This is a genomic window from Pontivivens nitratireducens, from assembly GCF_014235845.1.
Classification (GTDB): Bacteria; Pseudomonadota; Alphaproteobacteria; order Rhodobacterales; family Rhodobacteraceae; genus Pontivivens; species Pontivivens nitratireducens.
The window spans coordinates 320,135-341,719 of sequence record NZ_JACJUQ010000002.1 but is presented as its reverse complement, the minus strand read 5'-3'; the positions used below and the strand labels follow the sequence as shown (position 1 = coordinate 341,719).

The following is a 21,585-nucleotide window of genomic DNA, read 5'->3' as shown; positions in this document are numbered from 1 at the left end:
CCCCGAACAGGAGCCTGTCCGATGCCCATAAGAATCCCCTCTGCCCTGCCCGCCCACGACGTGCTGCAGTCCGAGGGTGTGATGGTGATGTCGAATGAAGACGCTGAGCGGCAGGACATCCGCCCGCTGCAAATCGCGCTGCTGAACCTGATGCCGATGAAGATCGAGACGGAAACCCAGTTCGCGCGGCTGATCGGTGCGACGCCGCTACAGATCGACCTGACCCTGATCCGGATGAGCGAGCACCAGTCCCGCCACACCGCCCCCGAACATATGGAGGCGTTCTATCACCCGTTCGAGCAGATCGCCGAACGGCGGTTCGACGGCTTGATCATCACCGGCGCGCCTATCGAGCGTCTGGACTTCGAGGAGGTCAGCTATTGGGACGAACTGCGCCGCATCTTTGACTGGACCCAGACCAATGTGCATTCGACGATGGCCGTGTGCTGGTCCGCGCAGGCGATGCTCAACCACTTCCACGGAATTGCGAAACATGCGTTGCAGGCCAAGGCCTTCGGCGCGTTCCGGCATGTCGTGCACGATGCGACCTCGCCCTATCTGCGTGGCTTCTCGGACAATCTGGTCGTTCCCGTCAGCCGCTGGACCGAGGTTCACCAGGCCGATGTCGATACTGTTGCCAGCCTGAACACCCTGATCTCCTCACCCGAGGCCGGCCCCTGTCTGATCGAGGAATCCGGGCGCCGTGCGCTCTACATGTTCAACCATCTGGAATATGACAGTGAGACCCTCAAGGGCGAGTATGACCGTGACATCGCCGCCGGCAGACCGATCAATGTGCCGATGAACTACTATCCCGGGGACGATCCGACGCAACCGCCCGAGAACCGCTGGCGCAGCCATGCCCACCTGCTTTACGGCAACTGGATCAACCAGATCTATCAGACCACACCGTTCGGATGGACGGACAATGCTGCCGGGTGACTGGACTTGCGCCGTCAAAGCTGCACCTTTCGAGGGGCGGGCAGGCTTCACAACAGACGGGGATATCAGGATGAGTGATCTGGTCGGACAAATCAGCGATTATTTCAACGATGAGGCACCCCAACATGTGCGCGATCTGATCGAGGACTCCCGCAAGAAGGAAATGCTCGATCCGTCCTATCCCTATGAACACCGGATGGACCGTGACGAATACGACGAAACGCTCGAAGCGCTTCAGATCGAATTGGTCAAGATGCAGGACTGGGTCATCCGCACCGGGGCGCGGGTCGTCGTCATATTCGAGGGGCGTGATGCCGCGGGCAAGGGCGGCACGATCTCCCGCGTGCGTGCGAACCTGAATCCACGCATCGTCAAGACCGTGGCATTGCCCAAGCCAAACCCAACCGAGGCGGGCGAATGGTATTTCCAGCGGTATATCGAGCATTTGCCCAGTGCGGGAAACATCACCCTGTTTGATCGCAGCTGGTATAATCGGGGCGTCGTCGAACACGTGTTCGGCTTTTGCACGCCCGAGCAGCGCGAACACTGGTTCACTCAGGTTCCCAATCTGGAACGAATGCTGGTGAATGATGGCGTGCACCTTATCAAGATCTGGCTGAACGTCGGCCGGGCGGAACAGTTGCGCCGCTTTCTGGAGCGGGAGGACGACCCGCTGAAGCACTGGAAACTGTCGGAAATCGACGTGAAGGGGTTGAGCAAGTGGGACGCCTACACAGACGCAATCACTGAGACGTTGACCCGCACCCATACCGATGCCGCGCCGTGGACCGTGGTACGCTCCGAGGACAAACGCCGTGCGAGGATCGGTGCAATCCGTCACATCCTGTCCCTTCTGCCCTGCGATCTGGCTGACAAGGCTGCCGTCGGAACCCCGGACGAACAGATCGTCGGGGGACCGGATTTGATTCTGCGCGATGCCTGAGCGCAAAGGCTATCATCACGGAAACCTGCGACAGGCGTTGGTCGAGGCGACCCTTACCCTGATCGAGGAAAAGGGCCCGACCGGGTTCACCCTGGCTGAGGCTGCCCGGCTGGCCGGGGTCAGCGCCGCCGCACCCTACCGCCACTTCAAGGGCCGCGAGGATTTGATCGCAGTGGTGGCGTTGCAAGGCTACGAAATGTTCGCCGATCTGCTGGAGCACGCCTATGACGAGGGCAAGCCATCCGCCCTCGCCGCGTTCGAGACTGTGGGCCGGGCCTATCTGCATTTCGCGCGGGTTCAACCCGGCCACTACATCGCGATGTTCGAAAGCGGTGTGTCCGTCCTGGGCAACCCCGAGCTTGCCCGCGTGTCGCAACGCGCAACCGACGTTCTGGACCGCGCGGCGGAGGCCATGATGCAACATCTGCCAAAGGGCCAGCGACCGCCTGCCAGCATGGTCAGCCACCATATCTGGGCGATGAGCCATGGCGTCGTCGAATTGTTCTCACGCGGGGCGCCAGGGGCCCGCGCACCCTTCTCACCGGAGGAGCTGCTGGAATCGGGGATAGGCATCTATCTGCGCGGGCTCGGCATCATTCAGAAGGACTGAGGCACGAATTCAGTTCACGCAGCAAGGTGTTGCTCGGGCGGCTGGCGAATGCGGCCAATGCCTCCACATCCATGGGTTTCGAGAACAGCCAGCCCTGCAAGACGCTGCACCCCATTTCGCGCAAAATCCGGGCCTGCTCCATCGTCTCCACCCCCTCGGCCACGATATCGACGTTCAATGTGCGCCCGATTTCGATCATCGCGGCAATCACCCTCCGGGCATGGTCCGACCCGTCCAGCGCCGCCGTGAACTGCCGGTCGATCTTCATCCTGTCGGGGCTCAACCGCAGCAAGCTGACGATCGACGCATAACCGGTGCCGAAATCATCGATCTCGATCTCGATTCCCAAATCGCGAATGCGGTCGATCTGCCATTGCCACGTGGCATCGGTTTCATCGAACAAGACTGTTTCAACCAGTTCGAAGCTGAGGCTGCCCGGCGCGAGGTTGAGCGCCCGCAATTCGTCGATCAGCTCCGACCCACCCAGTCGCTGTGCGGAAACGTTGACCGACAGGCGCGGGATGTCGATGCCCCGCTCGCGCAGGTTCTTCATATCGACGCAGGCAGCTTGCAGGATCATCGAATCTATGGCGCCCATCCTGTCGTCGCGTTCGGCAACAGCGGCAAACCGGCCCGGTGCCAGAATGCCATCCTTCGGATGGTGCCAGCGGGCCAGCGCCTCAACCCCGCAGATCTCGAATGTATCCGCGCGCACCTGAACCTCGTAGACGGGATGAAACTCCCCCCGCTCCAACCCGCGGATCATGTCGTCGGACAGCCGGTTTTCCAGCTTCATCTCCGCATCCATCGAGCGGGAGAAGATCTCGACCCGGCCGCGCCCCCCTGTCTTGGCGCGGTAAAGTGCAACATCGGCGTTCAGCAGCAACTGGCGAGGTTCTATCGTGCCGAAATCCGGCAGCGCCACACCGATCGACGCGCCGGTCCGGCATTCGACCCCCTTGCATCGCATCGGCTGCGACAGCCGGTCAACCAGACGTTGCGCCATTGCTAGAACGCGCGAAGCCTCACCGGTATATCCGCACAGGATCGCGAATTCGTCGCCCCCGACACGTGCCACGAAATCACCAAGGCGCGATTCCTGCACCATCGTCGTCGACACCTGACGCAAGACGTAATCGCCCATGAAGTGGCCGAACGTATCGTTGATTTGCTTGAACCGATCCAGGTCGATGTGCAGAACGGCCAGCTTTTCCCCCTTGCGCGCCGCTTCCTCCAGCCGTCGCTCCAGATATCTGCGGTTCGCCAGCCCGGTATGGGCGTCGTGCAGGCTGACATATTCGATTTTCTCGTTCGCCTCCGCCAGCAGCAGGGCGCGCTGCTCCGCCTCCCGCTTGAGCAGACCCAGATCGTGGATCGCGCCCAGTTGCTGATCGCGATATTCGGTTATGTCGAACAACAGCCCGGCGATCCCCGGCGTTCCATCCGGTAAGGTGATGACCACCTTCTCCACCAACCACAGGCGACCGTCGGCGGTTGAGCGCTGCGATACGCTGCGCCCCGAATGCAGACACCTCCTGTCCTCCTCTTCCACCAGGATGGGATCATATGTCTGGCACGACCGGCGGTCAGGTCGCTCCGGGATGACGGTATTGCAAAACAGCCCTTCAAATGCTGGATTGGTATAGAGGTATTGCTGCTGCGGGGTCTTGATAAACACCGGCGATCCCAGCGTCCCGATCAGTTCACCGAGTATTTCCAGCGTGACAGGGTTTTCTACCCGTTCCAAAACCTGCATTCGTACCCCCGGTCCGATCTGTACGCACAGCATCGGGGCAAAGTCCTACCGTAAGGTTTACGCCGCACGAATTTCGCGGATGGTGCTTGAACGGAGACAGCCGCTCCCCCAAATATGTTAATGTGAATAACATTTACATTTGGAAGGACCCCCGATGACAACCGCCACCGCCTACCTGCACAACGCCGAAAGCTGGCTCGACCAGCGGGGCAAGGGCGCCTGGATCGCTGCCATGGTGCTCGGCTTCATCCTGTTCTGGCCTCTAGGCCTCGCCCTGTTGTTCTATATGATCTGGAGTAAACGTATGTCTTCGCCGAAATCCTGTGCGCCCTGGCGCGCCCGCAGCCACACCTCACGCTCATCCGGCAATTCCGCCTTCGATGCCTATCGTGACGATACGATCCGTCGGTTGGAAGAAGAGCAGGAAGCGTTCCAAGCCTTCATGGAGCGGCTGCGCAATGCACGTGACAAGGCCGAATTCGACCAGTTCATGAACGAGCGGCGTGAGCGTGCCGACACGCAGGCCACCACCGAGGCCGATACGACGCAACGGCAGAATTTCGACTGAAACGCCCGCGTGACCCGAATGCCTCTTCGCGTTCGGGTCACGGCACCCCATATGACAAGCATACTCACTTAACGGAGCGGTATAGATGAACACCCGAGCCTACAATCCAAACTACCGCCCCGACCGGGCGAGCGGCCTGCCCGATCCGCAGACCGACCCGCAATTCTATGATGGCGTCCCGGCCAAGCGGCTGATCGCCTGGGTCTTCGACATCGTGCTGATCACGGTGCTGTGGTTCGTCTTCGGCCTGCTTACGCTGGGTCTGGGATGGCTGCTGCTGCCATTCTGGGCGGTCATCAGCTTCGCCTATCGTACGTTCACCCTGACAGGGCGCTCGGCAACGTGGGGAATGCGGATGATGGGAATCGAGATGCGCGACGGTTTTGGCCAGCGCTTCGGCCTGGGTCAGGCGCTGGTGCATACCGGCCTTTACACCGTATCGCTGATGTTCATGATTTCGCAGATCGTCAGTGTCGTCCTGATGGCGGGCACCGCGCGTGGGCAGGGTCTGCATGACATCCCCCTCGGGTCCACGGCGATCAACAGCCCGATGGGCTGAACGCAAACGGGTCGGATACGTTGACACCCCGGCATATTCGACCCACTCTTAACGGATCACGAAACGCGCCCGCTGGGCGGCTTACACTTGGGTCCGATGCGCTATACCCCGCCAAACCTGCCGCAGTTCTACGTGACGGCACCGCAGCCCTGCCCCTATCTGGATGGTCAGATCGAGCGCAAGCTGTTCACGGCCTTGCAGGGTGGCGATAGCCAGCGATTGAACGATGCCCTGTCCGCGCAGGGATTTCGCAGATCGCAAAACGTGCTCTACCGGCCCTCTTGCGTGGATTGCTCGGCCTGTCTGTCGGCACGAATTCGCGTGGCGGATTTTGCCCCCTCCCGCAGCCAGCGTCGGATCATTCGCAAGAACGGCGATCTGGAGCGGGCCGGCACGTCCCCCTGGGCGACCGAGGATCAGTACATGCTGTTCCGCCGCTATCTGGACCGGCGTCACGCGGATGGTGGCATGGCGGACATGGATATGTTCGAGTTCGCGGCGATGATCGAGGAAACGCCGGTGCGCAGCCGCGTTATCGAGTATACCGATGCGGAGGGGGCGCTGACGGCCACCTGTCTGACGGACGTGCTGAATGACGGCGTTTCGATGGTGTATTCGTTCTTCGACCCGGACGCGACCTCACGTTCGCTGGGAACCTATCTGATCCTCGACCACATCGAAATCGCGCGAGAGGCCGGCCTGCCCTATGTCTATCTGGGCTATTGGGTGCCGGGCTCACAGAAAATGGCCTATAAGGCGCGGTTCCGACCCTTGGAGATCTATCTTAAGGGACAGTGGCAGGATTTGACGGACCCGACCAATGTCGCAACCGGTCCGCAACCGGTAAAGATGGACCGCATTCAGGATCAGGTCGCCGCCATCCAGTTGCCGGACGGAAACGTTTAGGCGCCACCGCTTTCTCTACAAAAAATGATTCCGCAGGTTTTCAGTCGGCTCTGACATGACTGACAGAAGGCCTTCGACCGCAGTGGCCCGTCGCTGTCGAACATTCAAGATCTGTAACGATATCAAATCTGTGATCACCGCATGTGCAACGAAAGTGCGGAGCACACGTTATCGCACTGTCCCGTCAGATTCTAAGGGGCAGTTTGAAACAGATGAGAGGATATCTCAGATGACATTTATGAAAAAAACTTTGGCAGCATCGACCGCGCTCGCACTTGTCGCGGCACCCGCATTCTCGCAAACCACACCTACCGTGAACGCCGAAGCCAGCGCCGAAGCGCAAGTTCAGATTGAAAAAGACGGCGACAACGGCGTGAATTCCGTCGGTGACGCGCTCGGCGCGACCGGCGATTTCGCAACTGACACCGTCGGTGGAGCAGTCAATCTGGCCGGTGACGCCGTGACCGCAACTGGTGAGTTCGTGGCCGGAACCGGATCCGCGATCACGGGCCTGCTCGAAGGTCCGGGCGCTGACATGACGACCACAGCCACCGTCTATCGCTTTGTTTCGGCTGAGGAGCTGGACGCCCGCGTCGCCAAGGGTACGCCCGTGACCGGGCTGGATAATGCCTCCCTGATCGGGGAATACGTAACCACCCTCGACGGCACGCAGATCGGTCGCATCGGTGAGGTTGAGCGCACGGAGGCCGGCGCCCTGCAAACTCTGACGCTGGATACCAACGTCACGGATGCCGAATTCAAGCTGATGGCCAGTGCAACCACGAAAACGGATGATGGTATCATCCTTGCCCTGACAGATGCCGAATTCGTGGCAATCGTCGAGGCCACCGAAGCAGACTGATAGCTTCCTGCCTTTAACGAAAGGGCCCGCCCGGTCACTACACCGGGCGGGCCTTTTGCGTTTGAAGTGTTCGTTCAGATCAGTTCGACAGCAGATCCGGCACGATGGTCACGATGGATGGGAACAACCAGAGCAATCCCAGCCCGAGCATCTGGATCGCGACGAATGGCAGAACACCGCGATAGATGTGCCCGGTCGTGACGCTGACCGGCGCGACACCACGCAGGTAGAACAGCGCGAACCCGAACGGAGGCGTCAGGAACGAGGTTTGCAGGTTCACCGCAATCATGATCGTCACCCATTTCGGATCCAGCGTCCCGCCATAGATCACCGGCCCGACGATGGGGATCACGATGTAGATGATCTCCAGAAAATCGAGCACGAACCCCAGGATGAACAGCACCAGCATCACGATCAGGAAGACCTTGAGCTCACTGTCGAAGCTCTTGAGGAAATCCTGGATATAATGCTCCCCGCCGAAGGAAATCAGCACGAGGTTCAGCAACTGGGAGCCAATCAGGATCGCGAACACCATGCTGGTAACCTTCGCGGTCTCACGCACCACGGGGGTCAGAACGCCCTTGATCCACAGGATCCAGCAACAATACAGCAAAGTCAGCATCGTGATGGCGTAGCAGATCAGCGCCACGACGAAGGCGATGTAGTTTTCGACCGAGACCTGCTCGAGGGAGATGCGAAGATCGAAGGTCGTGCCCAGGATCAGCATCAGGGCAATCGCGAGGGTGCCGATCAGAACCGGCAGCGCGGATCGCTCGGGGTCCTCCGCCAGCTTGCGATAGGCCGCCAGCAACAGCGCACCCGCGGCCCCCAACGCCGCCGCCGGTGTCGGGTTCGTGATGCCGCCCAGGATCGACCCCAGCACGGCCACGATCAGAACCAGCGGCGGGAACACGACCCGTAGCAGATCGTTTTCACCCAGACGCGAGGCCACGTGGCGCATCGACCACAGCAAGGCCGCGAACGGAATGGCCAGGATCAGGAACGTCGTTCCGGGTGAAGTCAGCGGCCCGATAAACGCCGCGTCCAGTACGATGCCCGCAGCTATGGCGCCAACCCCAACAAAGATCGGCAGCATGGGCCGGTTGGGCGCGGTTGCGATGGACAGGGCCAATGCGATCCCCGCCATGACCCATACCAGCATCAGGTTGGAGGAGAGCATCGGCGCATTCTGAATGGCGCTCGCCCGTGCCTCTGCCATCTGCTCGGGCGATAGTACACGGTCCTCCTGGGACAGCGCGCCGCCATCCGCGTCGATTTCCGCTTGCTGCGCGACGGCGAGGTCCCATTTGTCCTGGCCGTGCCGCTCGATCATCGAGGCCTGACAATCGGCGGAGACATTGGTGCGCAGCACCGCTTGCTGCCCCTGAGCCGCGATGGTCGAGACGTTGACATTCTGCGACCCGGACAGCCCCACCGTGCTCAACCCGATGGCGAACAGAATGATTGCGACCGGAACACCCAGATACCAGGTAACGTTATGATAGGGGCCGACAATCTTGACCTCACCGGGTCCACCACGCACGGGCGGAGCCTTGTCGGGGAACACCATCGCGAAACAGAACGCATAGGCGGCGTAGAGGAACGCGAGGAAGATGCCGGGCAGCAGGGCCGCCTGAAACAAGGTGCCGACCGACAGGACCGCAGGTTCGCCCAGATAGGTCAGTGCGTCGGGGCACATGTTCGCCTGCGCGAATTCCTCCTGCGCGGTGGAGTACAAATCCCCCGCGAGGGTGCCCAGCAGAACGATCACGATGGAGGGCGGAATGATCTGTCCCAGCGTCCCCGAGGCCGCGATCACGCCTGTGGACAGCTCCGGCGAATATCCGCTGCGCAACATGGTCGGCAGGGCCAGCAGGCCCATCGTCACCACCGTGGCGCCGACGATACCCGTCGAGGCGGCGAGGAACGCGCCCACGACCACGATGGACACAGCCAGCCCGCCGGGCAGCGGCCCGAACACCCGCGCCATCGTCGTCAGCAAATCGTTCGCGATGCGGGACCGTTCCAGCGTGATCCCCATCAACACGAACATCGACACGGCCAGCAACGTCTCGATCGACGGGCCGGCAAAGACACGCTCGTTCATCCGGTTGGTAATCAACGCGATATTGCGATCAAAGGCGCGCTGCCACCCCTCCGCGAACAGAGGTTCCACATAGGTGGGCAAATCTGGATATCGAAACAGCGAAATCGTGTCCCGCGCCACACCGCTGGCCACCAGTTGCGCATATTCCGCAGACCGGTCATCGACCGCCTGATGCAGCAATATGCCCGCATCGCTGAGCAGCGCCAGTATGAAGAAGGCGATGATGCCCGCACCACCGATGGAAAACGCCACCGGGTAACCCGACATGATCGCCCCGAACAGGCAAGCGAAGGTGATAATCAGGCCAATCTCGACCCCGTCCATACCGAACAACATGTGATCCGTGCCCCTTGGTGTTTTGTGGCTTTAGTGGATTTCGGACGCGGTCTCGGCGATTTCATCGCCCAGCTGGTCCTTGTCGATATACTTGCCGTCGCTTTCCGGCCCCTCGATGCATTCCAGCAGCGAGCGGTAGAGGAAAGACCACGCCATCAGGAACATCAGACCGGCAAATGCCAGGATCAGAACCTTGAACAGGATGTAGGCGTTGAAGCCGTTGGGACTGAAACCGATGGTTTCGATATCCCAGCGAACGACCTGCGCCCTGCTCAACATCTGATCGAGCGTATTGGTCACGGCGACGGGCGGGCGGATCATGTTGCGCCACATGAAGTACCAGGCGAACATCCAGATGACCACGGTCAACGGCATCAGCAACAGGGCCGATCCCAACATATCCACGATCTTCTTCGTCCGATATTTCGCGCCGGCATAAAACAGATCGACCCGCACATGACCGCCCTGCACGAACGTGTATCCGACGCAGAGCGCAACAATCAAAGCGTTGTAGAGTTTCAGCTCCTCGGACCACCACGATATGTCCTGGGTAAAGCCGACATCCCCGATACCGAAGGTGATCGCGCCCTCACGGAACAGACGTTGCAGAAAGATGATGACGACCTGTTGCAGCACCAGCAACAGCGCCGCATAGGCGAAGAACCGCCCAAGTGCGTTCTGGCCGTACTCGATCACCCGCACGACCCCCCATAGGAACGGTCGGTGAAACAATCCGGCAATCAGAACAGCGGTAAAGATCGCGAGCAGTGCGAAAAACAATTCCGTCGAGGCACCGTAAAAGATGAACCGCATGAGGCTTTCACTGTCCTCGAACCAGTTCAGCCACGCGCCCGGATTTGCCAAAGCCACAAAGATGCCGGCCACCCCGGCCCACAGATTGCCAAAGAACCAGCTCAACGCATCAAGCATCGCACACCCGTCGGATTATTGAAGGAAGAGGTCCGGTCCACGAACCGGAGAAACGGGGCGCATATCGCTGCGCCCCGCCAATGGTTCGGCTATCAGCCCAGAATACGCTGACGCTGCTTCATAAACACGCCCGAGGAATCGTTGACCCATTTCGAGCTGGATTCCTGCGAAGCCATCGCGGATTCATAGGTGCGGCGATACAGATCGTCGCCCATGCTCTCCTCGATGACCTCCTGCGAGGCGGTGTAGAATGCGTCCCAGACATCATCGGGGAATTCGTGCAGTTCGACACCGGCGGACTGAAGACGCTCAAGCGCGGCCGCGTTCTCGGAGAGGAACATTGACAGCGTGTTCATGTTCGATGCCGCACAGACGGTTTCGATGATCGTCTGATGCGTCGGTGACAATTCGTTGAACACGTCGAGATTGGTGGTCAGGGTCAGGGCGGGGCCAGGCTCATGGAAACCGGCGGGGTAGTAGATCTTGGAGATTTCCTGGAAACCGGCCTTCTCATCCGCCCAGGGGCCGATCCACTCGGTTCCGTCGATCGCGCCGGATGCCAGCGCCTGATAGACCTCCGCACCGGGAAGGTTCTGAACGGATGCGCCCAGCTTGGCCAGCACCTGACCGCCCTGCCCGGGCATACGGAACTTGAGGCCGTTGAAATCCTCGGCGGATTCGATCCGGCGAGAGAACCAGCCGCCCGCCTGTGCGCCGGTATTGCCTGAGAGGAACGGCTTGAGGTTGAACAGCGCGCCCAGTTCGTGGTTCAGCTCCATTCCGCCGTCGGAATAGTACCAGGTGTTCATCTCCTGCGGTGTCATGCCGAAGGGAATCTGTGAGAACAGGGCAAAGGCAGGGTGCTGGTTGAGGAAATAGTAATCCACACCGTGATACATGTCCGCCTGACCGGAGGAGACGGCGTCGAACACTTCGAAGGCACCCACCAGTTCGCCTGCGGCCTTCAACTCGACCGTCAGCGCACCGTCGGTCGCGGCGGTGATCATGTCCGCACAGTATTGCGCGCTGTCATGCACACCGGCAAGCCCGCGACCCCATGTCGTGACCAGCGTCAGCGTGCGGCGACCCTGCGCATAGGCGGGTGCGGCCAGCGTCGCTGCGGCGGCAGTGGAGCCACCGATAGCTGTGTTCTTCAGAAAAGAGCGACGATCCATATTTTTCTCCCTATAACGCCCACCCTTGAATGGGCGGATCGATAAACAAGACCGATCCTAAACATATGCCGCGCGGCGTGGAATACCCATTAGCCCGTAGATCCGAAATTAAATTGCGCCGCGCCTCAAAATCTGACCACGACGCGACCATAACTGTTGACCTTGACCGGGCGGCGGGGCTTGATACTCCATTGTCCGTGGACTTCCATGATTGATCGACAACGTTTCCAGCTCAACCTGACCTACGGCCAGAAGATCTTCTTTCTGGCGACGGTTCCGCTGGTTCTGGCGATGGGCAGCATTGCGGGGCTGGTCGCCTATCAGGCGCGGCAACTGGCCGAGGATGAAATCGCCTTTCTGGAGGAAACCCTGCTGGAGGCAAAGCAAGGCGAATTACGCAATTACATGGCGCTGGCCCGCAACGCGATCTATCACATCTACGGCCCCGCCGGGCCCGACGATCAGGAGGCCAAGAACCGCGCCACGCAAATCCTCGCGGCGATGACCTACGGAAAAGACGGGTTTTTCTTCGTTTACGATTACGACGGCGTCAACCTGGTCAGCCCCAAGCAGACGGACCTGATCGGCCGCAACCTGATCGACCTGACGGACGGATCGGGCACGCCGGTGGTGGAGCCGCTGATCGCGCTGGCCCGCAACGGCGGCGGCTATCACGAATATGTCTGGCCCAAACCATCCAGCGCCGAGGAAAGCCCCATCGTCAGCTACGTTATCGGGCTTCAGGACTGGCAATGGGCGATCGGCACCGGCATCTTTATCGACGACGTTCGCGCGCATGTCGCCGTCAAGCGGGCGGAGATGGAGGCCCGGATCAAGGACACATTTGTCTGGATCGCGGCGATCACCCTGATTTTTCTTATCGGCGTCTTTGCCTCGGGAATGCTGATCAATCTGCGCGAACGGCGCCTGGCAGATTCGAAACTGGCCGTCCTGACGCAGCGCATCGTTCACACGCAGGAGGAGGAGCGCGCACGCGTCGCACGTGAATTGCACGATTCCATCTCGCAAATCCTCGTCAGCATCCGCTACGGGCTGGAACTGGCGAAGCGCAAGATCAAGACCGGTGCCGATGACCTGGAGGCGACGCTGCAAAAACCGTCCGAGGGGCTGACCCTCGCCATCAAGGAGGTGCGCCGCATCAGCCGTGACCTGCGCCCCGGCGCGCTGGACGATCTGGGCCTGTCCCCCGCCCTGAAATCGCTGGCCGAGGAATTTCAGGAACGCAGCGGGATCGTGACTCGGGTCGATACCGTCGCGGTGCGCAACTCCCTCTCGGTCGATGGCAAGACGGCGCTGTTCCGTGTCGCGCAGGAGGCATTGACCAATGTCGAACGCCACTCCGCCGCGACCGAGGTCGTCCTGCGCGTCATCCTGCATCGCTCCGGCGCCTCGATGACGATCACCGATAACGGCTGCGGATTTACACCGTCGCGCCGGGGCGGTACGGGCATTGGACAGCGCAACATGGCCGAACGGATGGAGCATCTGGGCGGCACCTTCCGCATCTCATCCTCGACCAGGGGGACGCGCATCGAGGCCAGCCTGCCGGCCTGCCACCTGATGTCCGGTGCCCCAACGGAGCAGAGAAAGTTCGCATGATCCCCATCCGCGTCATCCTTGCCGACGATCATCCCCTTGTTACCGAGGGGGTAAAAGCGGTGCTCGAAACCTTTGACCAGATCGACCTGATCGCCTCCGTCACGAACGGCCGCGATGCTGTCACCGCCATCGAACGGCTGGACCCCGACATCACCCTGATGGACCTGAACATGCCCGGCATGAACGGGCTGACGGCGACGGAACTGGTTCTGGAACGCGACCCCGCCGCCCGGATCATCATCCTGTCCATGCACGACAATCCCGAATATATCGCGACCGCCCTGCGTCATGGTGCAAAGGGCTACCTGCTCAAGGACGTCCCGACCGAGGAGATCGTCGAGGCGATCGAGAACGTTCATGCGGGGGAGACCTATCTGTGCACCGGTATCGATGGCGCGATGCAGCCCACCTTGGACTGCGACCGCGAACCCCTGACCAGTCGCGAACAGATCGTCCTGCTGCGCCTCGCCCGCGGGTTGTCGAACAAGGAAGTCGGGCGCGAACTCGAAATCTCCGTGCGCACGGTCGAAACCCACCGAAAGAACATCAAGCGCAAGCTGGCGATCGAGACGACGGCGGGCCTGACCCGCTACGTTCTGGAAAGCGGCTTGCTGGGCCTGACGGACTGATCCGGGCGCGACACCCTGAAATCGATTCGCATCCCTCCGCCCCGATATCTAAAGCTGCGCGCACAGCGCCAGACGCGACATTTAATTTCAGTAAATCCCCCTTTTGCGCCACTTTCCCCATAATACGGTGTTGACCCCACCTGCCAAGAGGGTAAAACAGGGTCGTGCAAAGGAAAAAGCCATGACAACTCTCGTAGTAATTATCGGACAGCGCACCTGACGCGGGGATGATCCCCACGGCAGCAGGTGCGCTTGACCCCCAACCGGGGGTTTTTTTATGCCTTATGCACATTTGAAACAGGGCCACGTGCCCGTCAGGAAGAGAGACAGACCCATGACCCGTATGTCTGGAGCACAGATCGTCGTCAAAGCCTTGAAAGATCAAGGCGTCGATACCGTATTTGGCTATCCGGGCGGGGCCGTGCTTCCGATCTACGACGAAATTTTCAAGCAGAACGACATCCGCCACATTCTGGTGCGTCACGAACAGGCCGCAGCACACGCGGCGGAGGGGTACGCCCGCTCCACCGGCAAGCCGGGCGTTGTCCTCGTCACCTCCGGCCCCGGTGCGACGAATGCCGTCACCGGCATGACGGATGCGCTGATGGACAGCATTCCCATGGTCGTTCTGACCGGTCAGGTCCCGACCTTCATGATCGGCAACGATGCCTTTCAGGAGGCGGACACCGTCGGCATCACCCGCCCCTGCACCAAACATAACTGGCTGGTGAAGGACACGGACAACCTGTCCAGCACCCTGCATCAGGCGTTCCACGTCGCCACCAGCGGCCGCCCCGGCCCGGTTCTGGTCGATATCCCCAAGGACGTGCAATTCGCCGACGGCACCTATGTCGCGCCGGAAAAGTCCGACAAGGGCCACTATGCCCCCCGGGTCAAGGGCGATGCCGAGGCGATCACGCAAGCGGTCGAGCTGCTGGAGACAGCGAAGCGTCCGATCTTCTATACCGGCGGCGGCGTCATCAACTCCGGCCCGGCGGCCAGCCAGCTGCTGCGCGAACTGGTTGAGGCGACCGGCTTCCCCATCACCTCCACCCTCATGGGGCTGGGCTGCTATCCTGCCAGCGGCAAGGCCTGGCTGGGTATGCTCGGGATGCACGGCATGTACGAGGCCAACATGGCGATGCACGATTGCGACGCGATGATCTGCATCGGCGCGCGCTTCGACGACCGGATCACCGGGCGCACCGATGCGTTCAGCCCAAAATCCCGGAAGGTGCACATCGACATCGACCCCTCTTCGATCAACAAGATCATCCGCGTGGACGTGCCCATCATCGGTGACATCGCCCACGTGCTGGAGGACATGCTGCGCATCTGGAAGTCCCGCGGCCGCAAGACCCGGTCCGAGGAAGTCGCAAAGTGGTGGAAGAAGATCGACACCTGGCGTGAAACCAAGTGCCTCGCCTATGAGAAGTCGGACAAGGTCATCAAGCCGCAATACGCGCTGGAACGGCTGGAGGCGCTGACCAAGAAATACGACCGCTACGTCACGACCGAGGTCGGCCAGCATCAGATGTGGGCCGCGCAATATCTCGGCTTCGAGGAGCCGAACCGCTGGATGACCTCCGGGGGCCTCGGCACCATGGGCTACGGCTTTCCGGCCTCGGTCGGCGTGCAGATCGCGCATCCCGACAGTCTGGTCATCAACGTCGCGGGTGAGGCGTCATGGCTGATGAACATGCAGGAATTGGGCACGGCGATGCAGTTCCGCGCGCCGGTCAAGCAGTTCATCCTGAACAATGAGCGTCTGGGCATGGTCCGCCAGTGGCAGGAGCTGTTGCACGGTGAGCGGTATTCGGCCAGTTGGTCCGAAAGCCTGCCCGATTTCGTCAAACTGGCGGAGGCGTTCGGCGCCAAGGGCATCCAATGCCATGACCCCGAAGGCCTGGACGATGCGATCATGGAAATGATCGAACATGACGGCCCCGTCGTCTTCGACTGTCTGGTGGAAAAGCACGAGAACTGCTTCCCGATGATCCCGTCGGGCAAGGCGCATAATGAAATGTTGCTGGGCAACACCTCGACCAAGGATGCGATCGAGGCCGGCGGCGCGGTGATGGTCTGAGCACCGGCTTGGCCTCCCCGCGATCCTGCCGGATCGGGGATGTCGCATTAACCCGGGGCGGCGATCCTGAACTGGGATCGACCCGCCAAAACAAACGGTTGTAGGATTTTCTTCAACCAATTGCCATTAACCTGTTCCCCGCGGGGAACATCCTGGAGGAGCGTCAGATGAGCCCGCTAGACCTCAAGAAGGGCAGCTCGAAAAAGAGCGCCTACGACCTCAAGACCCCGTTCTCCGATGTGGATGAGCGTCACACCCTCGCCGTACTGGTGGACAACGTCGATGGCGTGCTGGCGCGCGTCATCGGGCTGTTCTCGGGCCGGGGCTACAACATCGACAGCCTGACCGTGGCGGAGGTCGATCATACAGGCCACCGCTCACGCATCACCGTCGTCACCACCGGCACGCCGCAGGTGATCGTGCAGATCAAGCACCAGCTCGAACGTATGGTCGTGGTGCATGAGGTCCACGACCTGACCGTCGAGGGGCCCAGCGTCGAGCGGGAACTGGCTCTGGTCAAGGTCGCCGGCACCGGCAACGAACGGGTCGAGGCGCTGCGCACGGCCGAAATCTTCCGCGCCCGCGTCATGGACACCACGACCGAGAGCTTCGTTTTCGAGCTGACCGGCGTCCCGAACAAGATCGACGCCTTCGTCGATCTGATGGTGCCGCTGGGCCTCGTCGAGGTCGCCCGCACCGGCGTCGCCGCGATGGCCCGCGGTCTGGAATGACCTGAAAACACGCGCCCCCGATCCGCCGGGGCGCGTTCGGCTGCCGTTTGCACGGTGCCGTGCCGATCCCAACAGGCCAGGATACTCATTCGGCACGTCCCGCGCGTGGGGGCTTTCCGAAAAAACAGCCCGCTTTCGTGGCTGAACCATGGCGCGCATCATTGGCTCTGCATCCTTGACGTGCCGGCTGACGGGATCATTCTCTCAATCACCATTCGCAATTGAGGAGCAAGACATGGGCTGGATCGTCGCAATCATCGTAGGTGCCATCGCCGGCTGGATCGCCGAGAAGATCATGAAGGCCGACCACGGGCTTCTGACCAACATCGTTCTGGGCATCATCGGCGCCATGATCTTCAACGGACTGCTCGGCCTCGTCGGCATCTCTGAACGCACGGGCTTTTTCGGCAGCCTGATCGCGGGCGTGATCGGCGCCTGCCTGTTGATCTGGATCTGGCGTATGATCAAGGGACGCAGCTAAGCGCACCCTATGGCCACGGCGCATTGCGCCGGGCCAGTCATCCCCCTTGCACAGGACCAACCATCGCGTAGGGCAATGACATCATCTACCCCCCTGCTGATGCACACGATGCTTTGCGTTTCGCGCAGTTCGATGTTGAACGGCCTCCCGTTCTCGCTGCGACGCCACGCTCTGGACGAAAGCTCGCCTTCATATCCGGTGTTCTGATTGACACCGGAATATGTATTATTCGTCACCCAGCAGGACGTTTGATTCCACATCTCCCACCCCGGGCAGCGTCATGATGCGCCGTCGCAGGATACGCTCGAAATCGCTGAGGTCCTGCGCCACGACCCGCAAGCGGTAATCGTACAGCCCGATCACCTGCTGGACGAGTTGTACCTCGGGGATCGAGATCACGGTACGCTCGAAATCCGCCATCGCGGTCCGGCCCCGCGCCGCCAGTTTAATGCCCAGAAAGACCGTCACGCCGTAGCCCAGTTTCGCCGCATCCACGACCAGCGCACGCCCGGTGATGACGCCGTCCGCCTCCAGCCGCCGGATCCGCCGATACGCCGCAGGCTGGCTCAACCCGACCGCATCGCCCACCTGCTTGGCGTTCAACCCGCCATCGCCGCGCAGCGCATCGAGGATCGCATGATCCGTCGCGTCCAGTTCCGTCATACGGGCACCGCTTGCGTGTTCTTCAGCTCCGAAACCAGCATCAGGCTTTCCAGGTCGAGGATATGCGGCAGGGCCATGATCCGGTCGCGGTAGATTTGCTGGTAATGCGCCAGATCGCGGGCGGTGACGTCCATGCGGATGTCCACCCGGCCCAGCAGGGTCTGGATCGCCGTGACCTCGGGGATGGTGCGGGCCTCCGCGATGAAGGCGTCGAAGGCATTGCGCGCCGTCTTGTCGAGCGTGATGCGCAGGAAGACCTGAACCTCCAGACCCAGCTTGCGCTGGTCGATCAGGATCTGCCGCCCCTTGATGACTCCGTCCCGCTCCATGCGCGCGATCCGGCGCCAGCACGGCGCGTGGCTGAGGCCGGCGCGTTGCGCCACCGTGGCGACGGAGGCGGCGGGATCGGCCTGCATCTGACGCAGGATGCGCCTGTCGGTATCGTCTAGCATGAATTTTCCGCTTCACGGCAGTTTCACGCATTAGTATACGCCGAATGACGGCTTTTCGACAGAGAAAGAAATATCTCTCGCAGATTTCCGCGTAAATTGCCCCTCAACCGGGGAACACAACAAAGGATATACCCATGCGCGTTTATTACGATCGTGATTGCGACATCAACCTGATCAAGGACAAGAAGGTCGCGATCCTGGGCTACGGCTCGCAAGGTCACGCGCACGCGCTGAACCTGCGTGACAGCGGCGCGAAGAATCTGGTCGTCGCCCTGCGCGAAGGATCAGCCTCCGCCAAGAAAGCCGAGGGCGAAGGCCTGAAGGTCATGGGCATCGCCGAGGCAGCCGCATGGTGCGACGTCATCATGTTCACCATGCCCGACGAATTGCAGGCCGAGACCTACAAGAAATACGTGCACGACAACCTCAAGGACGGCGCGGCCATCGCCTTCGCCCACGGCCTGAACGTGCATTTCGGCCTGATCGAGCCGAAGCCCGGCGTCGATGTCATCATGATGGCACCCAAGGGCCCCGGCCACACCGTGCGCGGTGAATACACCAAGGGCGGCGGCGTTCCCTGCCTGGTCGCCGTGGATCAGGACGCGTCGGGCAAGGCGCTGGAAATCGGCCTGTCCTATTGCGCGGCCATCGGTGGCGGACGCTCCGGCATCATCGAGACGAACTTCCGCGAGGAATGCGAAACCGATCTGTTCGGTGAGCAGGCAGTGCTGTGCGGCGGTCTGGTCGAGTTGATCCGCATGGGCTTCGAGACGCTGGTCGAGGCAGGCTACGCCCCCGAAATGGCGTATTTCGAGTGTCTGCACGAGGTCAAGCTGATCGTGGACCTGATCTACGAGGGCGGCATCGCCAACATGAACTACTCGATCTCAAACACCGCGGAATACGGCGAGTATGTCTCCGGCCCGCGCATCCTGCCCTATGATGAGACGAAGGCCCGGATGAAGGCGGTTCTGCGCGACATCCAGACCGGCGCATTCGTGCGTGACTTCATGCAGGAAAACCAGGCAGGTCAGCCGTTCTTCAAGGGCACGCGCCGCATGAACGACGAGCATCAGATCGAGCAGGTCGGCCAGAAGCTGCGTGAAATGATGCCGTGGATCTCCGCAGGCAAGATGGTGGACAAGTCCAAGAACTGATCCTGTGGGCGCCCGCAGTGAACCTGCGGGCGCCTTCGCGCGTTTACCCCTCATAAGGAACTGTATGCGAGGGTATCAGGGTGTGTATTGCATTCGGATATTATTACGCATAGATCTTGTAGAAGAATTGCTTATGGAGGGGCAGATGAGCTTCGAAGGTTTTGGCAACGGATAGTCGCCGTGGAAAGGGAGCGTATGACACGCTCCTTTTTGATTCCAGGCACGGACTTGTGCCCCATAGCAGTGGCAGTCACGCCGCGCGTGCCATTCTGCCGCCCCTGATTGTGCTCATCGCCCTCGCGGCAGCGACGCCCTATCTGATCCGAAACCATTGGTTCGGCGTGGCACCTCAGGTCTGGGTCACGGGTGTCGGCCTGTTGCTGGTCACGATGACATTCATGCTGAATGCCTGGATCACGCGGATCAACAATCAGGAGCAGTTTACCCTGAAATTCCTGTTCGATTCCCGCCTTTCGACGGAATTTCGCAATGACCTGAAGCTGCGGGAGGAGTTTTTTCCGGCAGGCCGCAAAGTCGCTCCGAACAGTTACATCGAAGCCTATATGATAACGTTCGATCGCGACTGCACGAACTCCCGCGATGGTGCCCATGCCGCCATGCGTATTTTGAACTACTACGAGTTCATGTGCCTGAGCATTCTGCGCGACGACCTGAATGAGTAGATTCTGCGCTATTCCATCCGCTCGATCATGTGCAATTATGTGGAGGATTTTGCGGATGTGATCGAGCATACGCGCACGATCAACAGCAAGAGCTTCTCTCACCTGTGCCATGTCTACAATCGCTGGCGCAATCCGGGAAAACCGGCCATAGGGACGAAGCTGGGCAGCAGCTGATCCGCGCGGCCTGCCGCGCACGCGCGACGAAAGGAATGTCGGCCATGGACCTGGACCTCAACACCCGCGAACGCCTGCCGGACGCCCTGCGTGTGCTGTTCGAATCCTATCCGCGTGAGACGTGGGAGGAGCATCGTAATTTCGGTGAACTGATCCGCTTCTGGCTGGACCGGCACCTTCAGTTCCGCCGGATGAACGCGATGTTGCTGGCCGGGGCCGAGGGGTATCTGGACGGCAGGCTGGATGCGGAGCGCTATGGCCGTGAAACCGGACGCACCGGTCAGATGCTGCTGCACCATCTGCATGAGCATCACATGGTGGAGGATACCCACTATTTCCCCGTGCTGACCCGTCAGGACGCGCGGTTGGAGCGTGGCTTCACGATGCTGGACGCGGATCATCACGCGCTGGACGAACATCTTGCGGAATTCGCCAAGGATGCGAACGGCTTGCTGCGCGCATTGGGCACCGGCAATGCACGGGATGAGGCCGGGCGGTTGCATGAGCGCCTGACAGGTTTCGGCGGCTTTCTCGACCGGCATCTGACGGATGAGGAGGAACTGATCGTGCCCGTCCTGCTGCATTACGACCCGCGTGAGTTCCGCGCCTGACGTCACGGTCGGTGGACTGCGACGGGAATACGCCGTTTTCGCATCGACACCTCGGGATCGCTTTGTTAGATAGCCTCGCATCGCCATCAGTCAGCGCACGGACCCGTAATGCAAAACGTTCTTCTCGTCATTCTGCTTCTGCTCGCACTCGCGCTTATCATCGTGGTGCTGATGCAGCGCTCCGAAGGGGGCGGCCTCGGCATGGGTGGTGGCGGCGGCGGTGGCGGCATGATGTCCGGGCGCGGCGCGGCATCCGCGCTGAGCAAGGTGACATGGATCATCGCGGCTGCCTTTCTGTCGCTGTGCGTGGCCCTTACCATCATCGCCGCGCGCGAGAGTGGGAACTCCAGCGTACTGGACCGGCTGGGCACGGAGCAACCCGCAGGCGATGTCGATACGACGCTGCCCGGGGACCTGCAGGGCGACCTGCTGCCGCCGACAGGTGGCCTAGAACTGCCGCCAGCGGCTGAATAACAATTCAATACATCGCGTCACATACCCCCCCGACCACTAGATCGGGGGGTTGATCGCTTGCTGGAATCATCTTTTCCGGGTAAGGGATCAATCCCGTGGCGTGGTGACGATCCAGACTGACACCAGGCGG

General features: G+C 60.9%; 23 protein-coding genes. 17 read left to right on the top strand and 6 right to left on the bottom strand.

Annotation, left to right across the window (positions count from 1 at the left end):
- Positions 1-21: 21 nt before the first annotated feature.
- From metA to H1S03_RS04445, 3 genes are all read left to right on the top strand, one after another.
- A complete protein-coding gene (gene metA, locus H1S03_RS04455) occupies positions 22-942 on the top strand; it encodes a homoserine O-acetyltransferase MetA (RefSeq protein WP_185803326.1) in 921 nt (306 codons plus the stop codon).
- A gap of 70 nt (positions 943-1,012) precedes the next feature.
- Positions 1,013-1,885 (top strand): polyphosphate kinase 2, encoded by an 873-nt coding sequence (ppk2, locus tag H1S03_RS04450; RefSeq protein ID WP_185803325.1) that lies wholly within the window; start codon positions 1,013-1,015, stop codon positions 1,883-1,885.
- Entirely contained in the window at positions 1,878-2,495 is a 618-nt protein-coding gene (locus H1S03_RS04445) for a TetR/AcrR family transcriptional regulator (RefSeq protein WP_185803324.1), read from the top strand. Before ppk2 ends, H1S03_RS04445 begins: the two co-directional genes overlap by 8 nt.
- Here H1S03_RS04445 and H1S03_RS04440 read toward each other — a convergent pair.
- Complete coding sequence (locus H1S03_RS04440; RefSeq protein WP_185803323.1) at positions 2,479-4,251, bottom strand: putative bifunctional diguanylate cyclase/phosphodiesterase; 1,773 nt, start codon at positions 4,249-4,251, stop codon at positions 2,479-2,481. The genes H1S03_RS04445 and H1S03_RS04440 overlap by 17 nt on opposite strands.
- Before the next feature lie 154 nt (positions 4,252-4,405).
- Here H1S03_RS04440 and H1S03_RS04435 point away from each other — a divergent pair, with 154 nt between their 5' ends.
- The 4 genes from H1S03_RS04435 to H1S03_RS04420 all read left to right on the top strand — a co-directional run bounded on the left by H1S03_RS04435 (position 4,406) and on the right by H1S03_RS04420 (position 7,146).
- Positions 4,406-4,819, top strand: a complete 414-nt coding sequence (locus tag H1S03_RS04435; RefSeq protein WP_185803322.1) for a DUF2852 domain-containing protein — start codon at positions 4,406-4,408, stop codon at positions 4,817-4,819.
- An 85-nt stretch (positions 4,820-4,904) separates the two neighbouring features.
- On the top strand, positions 4,905-5,378 hold the full coding sequence (locus H1S03_RS04430; RefSeq protein WP_166191811.1) for an RDD family protein: 474 nt from the start codon (positions 4,905-4,907) through the stop codon (positions 5,376-5,378).
- Positions 5,379-5,474: 96 nt separating this feature from the next.
- Positions 5,475-6,284 carry an arginyltransferase gene (locus H1S03_RS04425; RefSeq protein ID WP_185803321.1) on the top strand — a complete coding sequence of 270 codons (810 nt, stop codon included), beginning with the start codon at positions 5,475-5,477 and terminating at the stop codon, positions 6,282-6,284.
- 238 nt (positions 6,285-6,522) lie between these two features.
- Complete coding sequence (locus tag H1S03_RS04420) at positions 6,523-7,146, top strand: hypothetical protein (RefSeq protein ID WP_221892589.1); 624 nt, start codon at positions 6,523-6,525, stop codon at positions 7,144-7,146.
- A 79-nt stretch (positions 7,147-7,225) separates the two neighbouring features.
- On the opposite strand, the gene H1S03_RS04415 is transcribed toward H1S03_RS04420, so the two are convergent.
- The 3 genes from H1S03_RS04415 to H1S03_RS04405 form a co-directional block, all read right to left on the bottom strand.
- A complete protein-coding gene (locus tag H1S03_RS04415; RefSeq protein ID WP_185803319.1) occupies positions 7,226-9,589 on the bottom strand; it encodes a TRAP transporter large permease in 2,364 nt (787 codons plus the stop codon).
- A gap of 30 nt (positions 9,590-9,619) precedes the next feature.
- Complete coding sequence (locus H1S03_RS04410) at positions 9,620-10,519, bottom strand: TRAP transporter small permease subunit (protein WP_185803318.1); 900 nt, start codon at positions 10,517-10,519, stop codon at positions 9,620-9,622.
- Between the two features lie 92 nt (positions 10,520-10,611).
- Complete coding sequence (locus tag H1S03_RS04405) at positions 10,612-11,694, bottom strand: TRAP transporter substrate-binding protein (RefSeq protein ID WP_185803317.1); 1,083 nt, start codon at positions 11,692-11,694, stop codon at positions 10,612-10,614.
- A gap of 207 nt (positions 11,695-11,901) precedes the next feature.
- On the opposite strand from H1S03_RS04405, the gene H1S03_RS04400 reads away from it, so the two are divergent.
- The 5 genes from H1S03_RS04400 (at position 11,902) to H1S03_RS04380 (ending at position 17,241) form a co-directional block, all read left to right on the top strand.
- Positions 11,902-13,314, top strand: coding sequence for a cache domain-containing protein (locus H1S03_RS04400; RefSeq protein ID WP_185803316.1), 1,413 nt, complete (start codon positions 11,902-11,904; stop codon positions 13,312-13,314).
- Positions 13,311-13,943, top strand: a complete 633-nt coding sequence (locus H1S03_RS04395; RefSeq protein ID WP_185803315.1) for a response regulator — start codon at positions 13,311-13,313, stop codon at positions 13,941-13,943. Before H1S03_RS04400 ends, H1S03_RS04395 begins: the two co-directional genes overlap by 4 nt.
- Before the next feature lie 334 nt (positions 13,944-14,277).
- Entirely contained in the window at positions 14,278-16,029 is a 1,752-nt protein-coding gene (locus tag H1S03_RS04390; protein ID WP_185803314.1) for an acetolactate synthase 3 large subunit, read from the top strand.
- Positions 16,030-16,196: 167 nt separating this feature from the next.
- Positions 16,197-16,760 (top strand): acetolactate synthase small subunit, encoded by a 564-nt coding sequence (ilvN, locus tag H1S03_RS04385; RefSeq protein ID WP_166191829.1) that lies wholly within the window; start codon positions 16,197-16,199, stop codon positions 16,758-16,760.
- A gap of 235 nt (positions 16,761-16,995) precedes the next feature.
- Positions 16,996-17,241, top strand: coding sequence for a GlsB/YeaQ/YmgE family stress response membrane protein (locus tag H1S03_RS04380; RefSeq protein ID WP_185803353.1), 246 nt, complete (start codon positions 16,996-16,998; stop codon positions 17,239-17,241).
- Between the two features lie 225 nt (positions 17,242-17,466).
- On the opposite strand, the gene H1S03_RS04375 is transcribed toward H1S03_RS04380, so the two are convergent.
- Together H1S03_RS04375 and H1S03_RS04370 are read right to left on the bottom strand one after the other, a co-directional pair.
- Entirely contained in the window at positions 17,467-17,904 is a 438-nt protein-coding gene (locus H1S03_RS04375; protein ID WP_185803313.1) for an Lrp/AsnC family transcriptional regulator, read from the bottom strand.
- Positions 17,901-18,356: an Lrp/AsnC family transcriptional regulator gene (locus H1S03_RS04370; protein ID WP_166191837.1), complete on the bottom strand. Its 456-nt coding sequence runs from the start codon at positions 18,354-18,356 to the stop codon at positions 17,901-17,903. Before H1S03_RS04370 ends, H1S03_RS04375 begins: the two co-directional genes overlap by 4 nt.
- Positions 18,357-18,490: 134 nt before the next feature.
- Here H1S03_RS04370 and ilvC point away from each other — a divergent pair, with 134 nt between their 5' ends.
- The 5 genes from ilvC to secG all read left to right on the top strand — a co-directional run bounded on the left by ilvC (position 18,491) and on the right by secG (position 21,455).
- The gene (gene ilvC / locus H1S03_RS04365; protein ID WP_166191840.1) at positions 18,491-19,513 is read left to right on the top strand and encodes a ketol-acid reductoisomerase; all 1,023 of its coding nucleotides are present in this window, start codon (positions 18,491-18,493) and stop codon (positions 19,511-19,513) included.
- A 230-nt stretch (positions 19,514-19,743) separates the two neighbouring features.
- A complete protein-coding gene (locus H1S03_RS04360) occupies positions 19,744-20,196 on the top strand; it encodes a DUF4760 domain-containing protein (RefSeq protein ID WP_185803312.1) in 453 nt (150 codons plus the stop codon).
- Between the two features lie 27 nt (positions 20,197-20,223).
- On the top strand, positions 20,224-20,370 hold the full coding sequence (locus H1S03_RS04355) for a hypothetical protein (protein ID WP_185803311.1): 147 nt from the start codon (positions 20,224-20,226) through the stop codon (positions 20,368-20,370).
- A 44-nt stretch (positions 20,371-20,414) separates the two neighbouring features.
- A complete protein-coding gene (locus H1S03_RS04350) occupies positions 20,415-20,981 on the top strand; it encodes a hemerythrin domain-containing protein (RefSeq protein WP_185803310.1) in 567 nt (188 codons plus the stop codon).
- Between the two features lie 108 nt (positions 20,982-21,089).
- Positions 21,090-21,455, top strand: coding sequence for a preprotein translocase subunit SecG (gene secG / locus H1S03_RS04345; protein ID WP_166191849.1), 366 nt, complete (start codon positions 21,090-21,092; stop codon positions 21,453-21,455).
- Positions 21,456-21,585 lie beyond the last annotated feature (130 nt).

Excerpts from the sequence above, each read along its gene's own strand:
- H1S03_RS04440 (WP_185803323.1), bottom strand. The coding sequence starts at position 4,251 with ATGCAGGTTTTGGAACGGGTAGAAAACCCTGTCACGCTGGAAATACTC.
- ppk2 (WP_185803325.1), top strand. The coding sequence starts at position 1,013 with ATGAGTGATCTGGTCGGACAAATCAGCGATTATTTCAACGATGAGGCA.
- H1S03_RS04375 (WP_185803313.1), bottom strand. The coding sequence starts at position 17,904 with ATGACGGAACTGGACGCGACGGATCATGCGATCCTCGATGCGCTGCGC.
- H1S03_RS04400 (WP_185803316.1), top strand. The coding sequence starts at position 11,902 with ATGATTGATCGACAACGTTTCCAGCTCAACCTGACCTACGGCCAGAAG.
- metA (WP_185803326.1), top strand. The coding sequence starts at position 22 with ATGCCCATAAGAATCCCCTCTGCCCTGCCCGCCCACGACGTGCTGCAG.
- H1S03_RS04445 (WP_185803324.1), top strand. The coding sequence starts at position 1,878 with ATGCCTGAGCGCAAAGGCTATCATCACGGAAACCTGCGACAGGCGTTG.
- H1S03_RS04390 (WP_185803314.1), top strand. The coding sequence starts at position 14,278 with ATGACCCGTATGTCTGGAGCACAGATCGTCGTCAAAGCCTTGAAAGAT.
- H1S03_RS04425 (WP_185803321.1), top strand. The coding sequence starts at position 5,475 with ATGCGCTATACCCCGCCAAACCTGCCGCAGTTCTACGTGACGGCACCG.
- ilvN (WP_166191829.1), top strand. The coding sequence starts at position 16,197 with ATGAGCCCGCTAGACCTCAAGAAGGGCAGCTCGAAAAAGAGCGCCTAC.
- H1S03_RS04415 (WP_185803319.1), bottom strand. The coding sequence starts at position 9,589 with ATGTTGTTCGGTATGGACGGGGTCGAGATTGGCCTGATTATCACCTTC.
- H1S03_RS04420 (WP_221892589.1), top strand. The coding sequence starts at position 6,523 with ATGAAAAAAACTTTGGCAGCATCGACCGCGCTCGCACTTGTCGCGGCA.
- secG (WP_166191849.1), top strand. The coding sequence starts at position 21,090 with ATGCAAAACGTTCTTCTCGTCATTCTGCTTCTGCTCGCACTCGCGCTT.
- H1S03_RS04380 (WP_185803353.1), top strand. The coding sequence starts at position 16,996 with ATGGGCTGGATCGTCGCAATCATCGTAGGTGCCATCGCCGGCTGGATC.
- H1S03_RS04430 (WP_166191811.1), top strand. The coding sequence starts at position 4,905 with ATGAACACCCGAGCCTACAATCCAAACTACCGCCCCGACCGGGCGAGC.
- H1S03_RS04410 (WP_185803318.1), bottom strand. The coding sequence starts at position 10,519 with ATGCTTGATGCGTTGAGCTGGTTCTTTGGCAATCTGTGGGCCGGGGTG.
- H1S03_RS04435 (WP_185803322.1), top strand. The coding sequence starts at position 4,406 with ATGACAACCGCCACCGCCTACCTGCACAACGCCGAAAGCTGGCTCGAC.
- H1S03_RS04350 (WP_185803310.1), top strand. The coding sequence starts at position 20,415 with ATGGACCTGGACCTCAACACCCGCGAACGCCTGCCGGACGCCCTGCGT.
- H1S03_RS04395 (WP_185803315.1), top strand. The coding sequence starts at position 13,311 with ATGATCCCCATCCGCGTCATCCTTGCCGACGATCATCCCCTTGTTACC.
- H1S03_RS04370 (WP_166191837.1), bottom strand. The coding sequence starts at position 18,356 with ATGCTAGACGATACCGACAGGCGCATCCTGCGTCAGATGCAGGCCGAT.
- H1S03_RS04405 (WP_185803317.1), bottom strand. The coding sequence starts at position 11,694 with ATGGATCGTCGCTCTTTTCTGAAGAACACAGCTATCGGTGGCTCCACT.
- ilvC (WP_166191840.1), top strand. The coding sequence starts at position 18,491 with ATGCGCGTTTATTACGATCGTGATTGCGACATCAACCTGATCAAGGAC.
- H1S03_RS04355 (WP_185803311.1), top strand. The coding sequence starts at position 20,224 with ATGTGCAATTATGTGGAGGATTTTGCGGATGTGATCGAGCATACGCGC.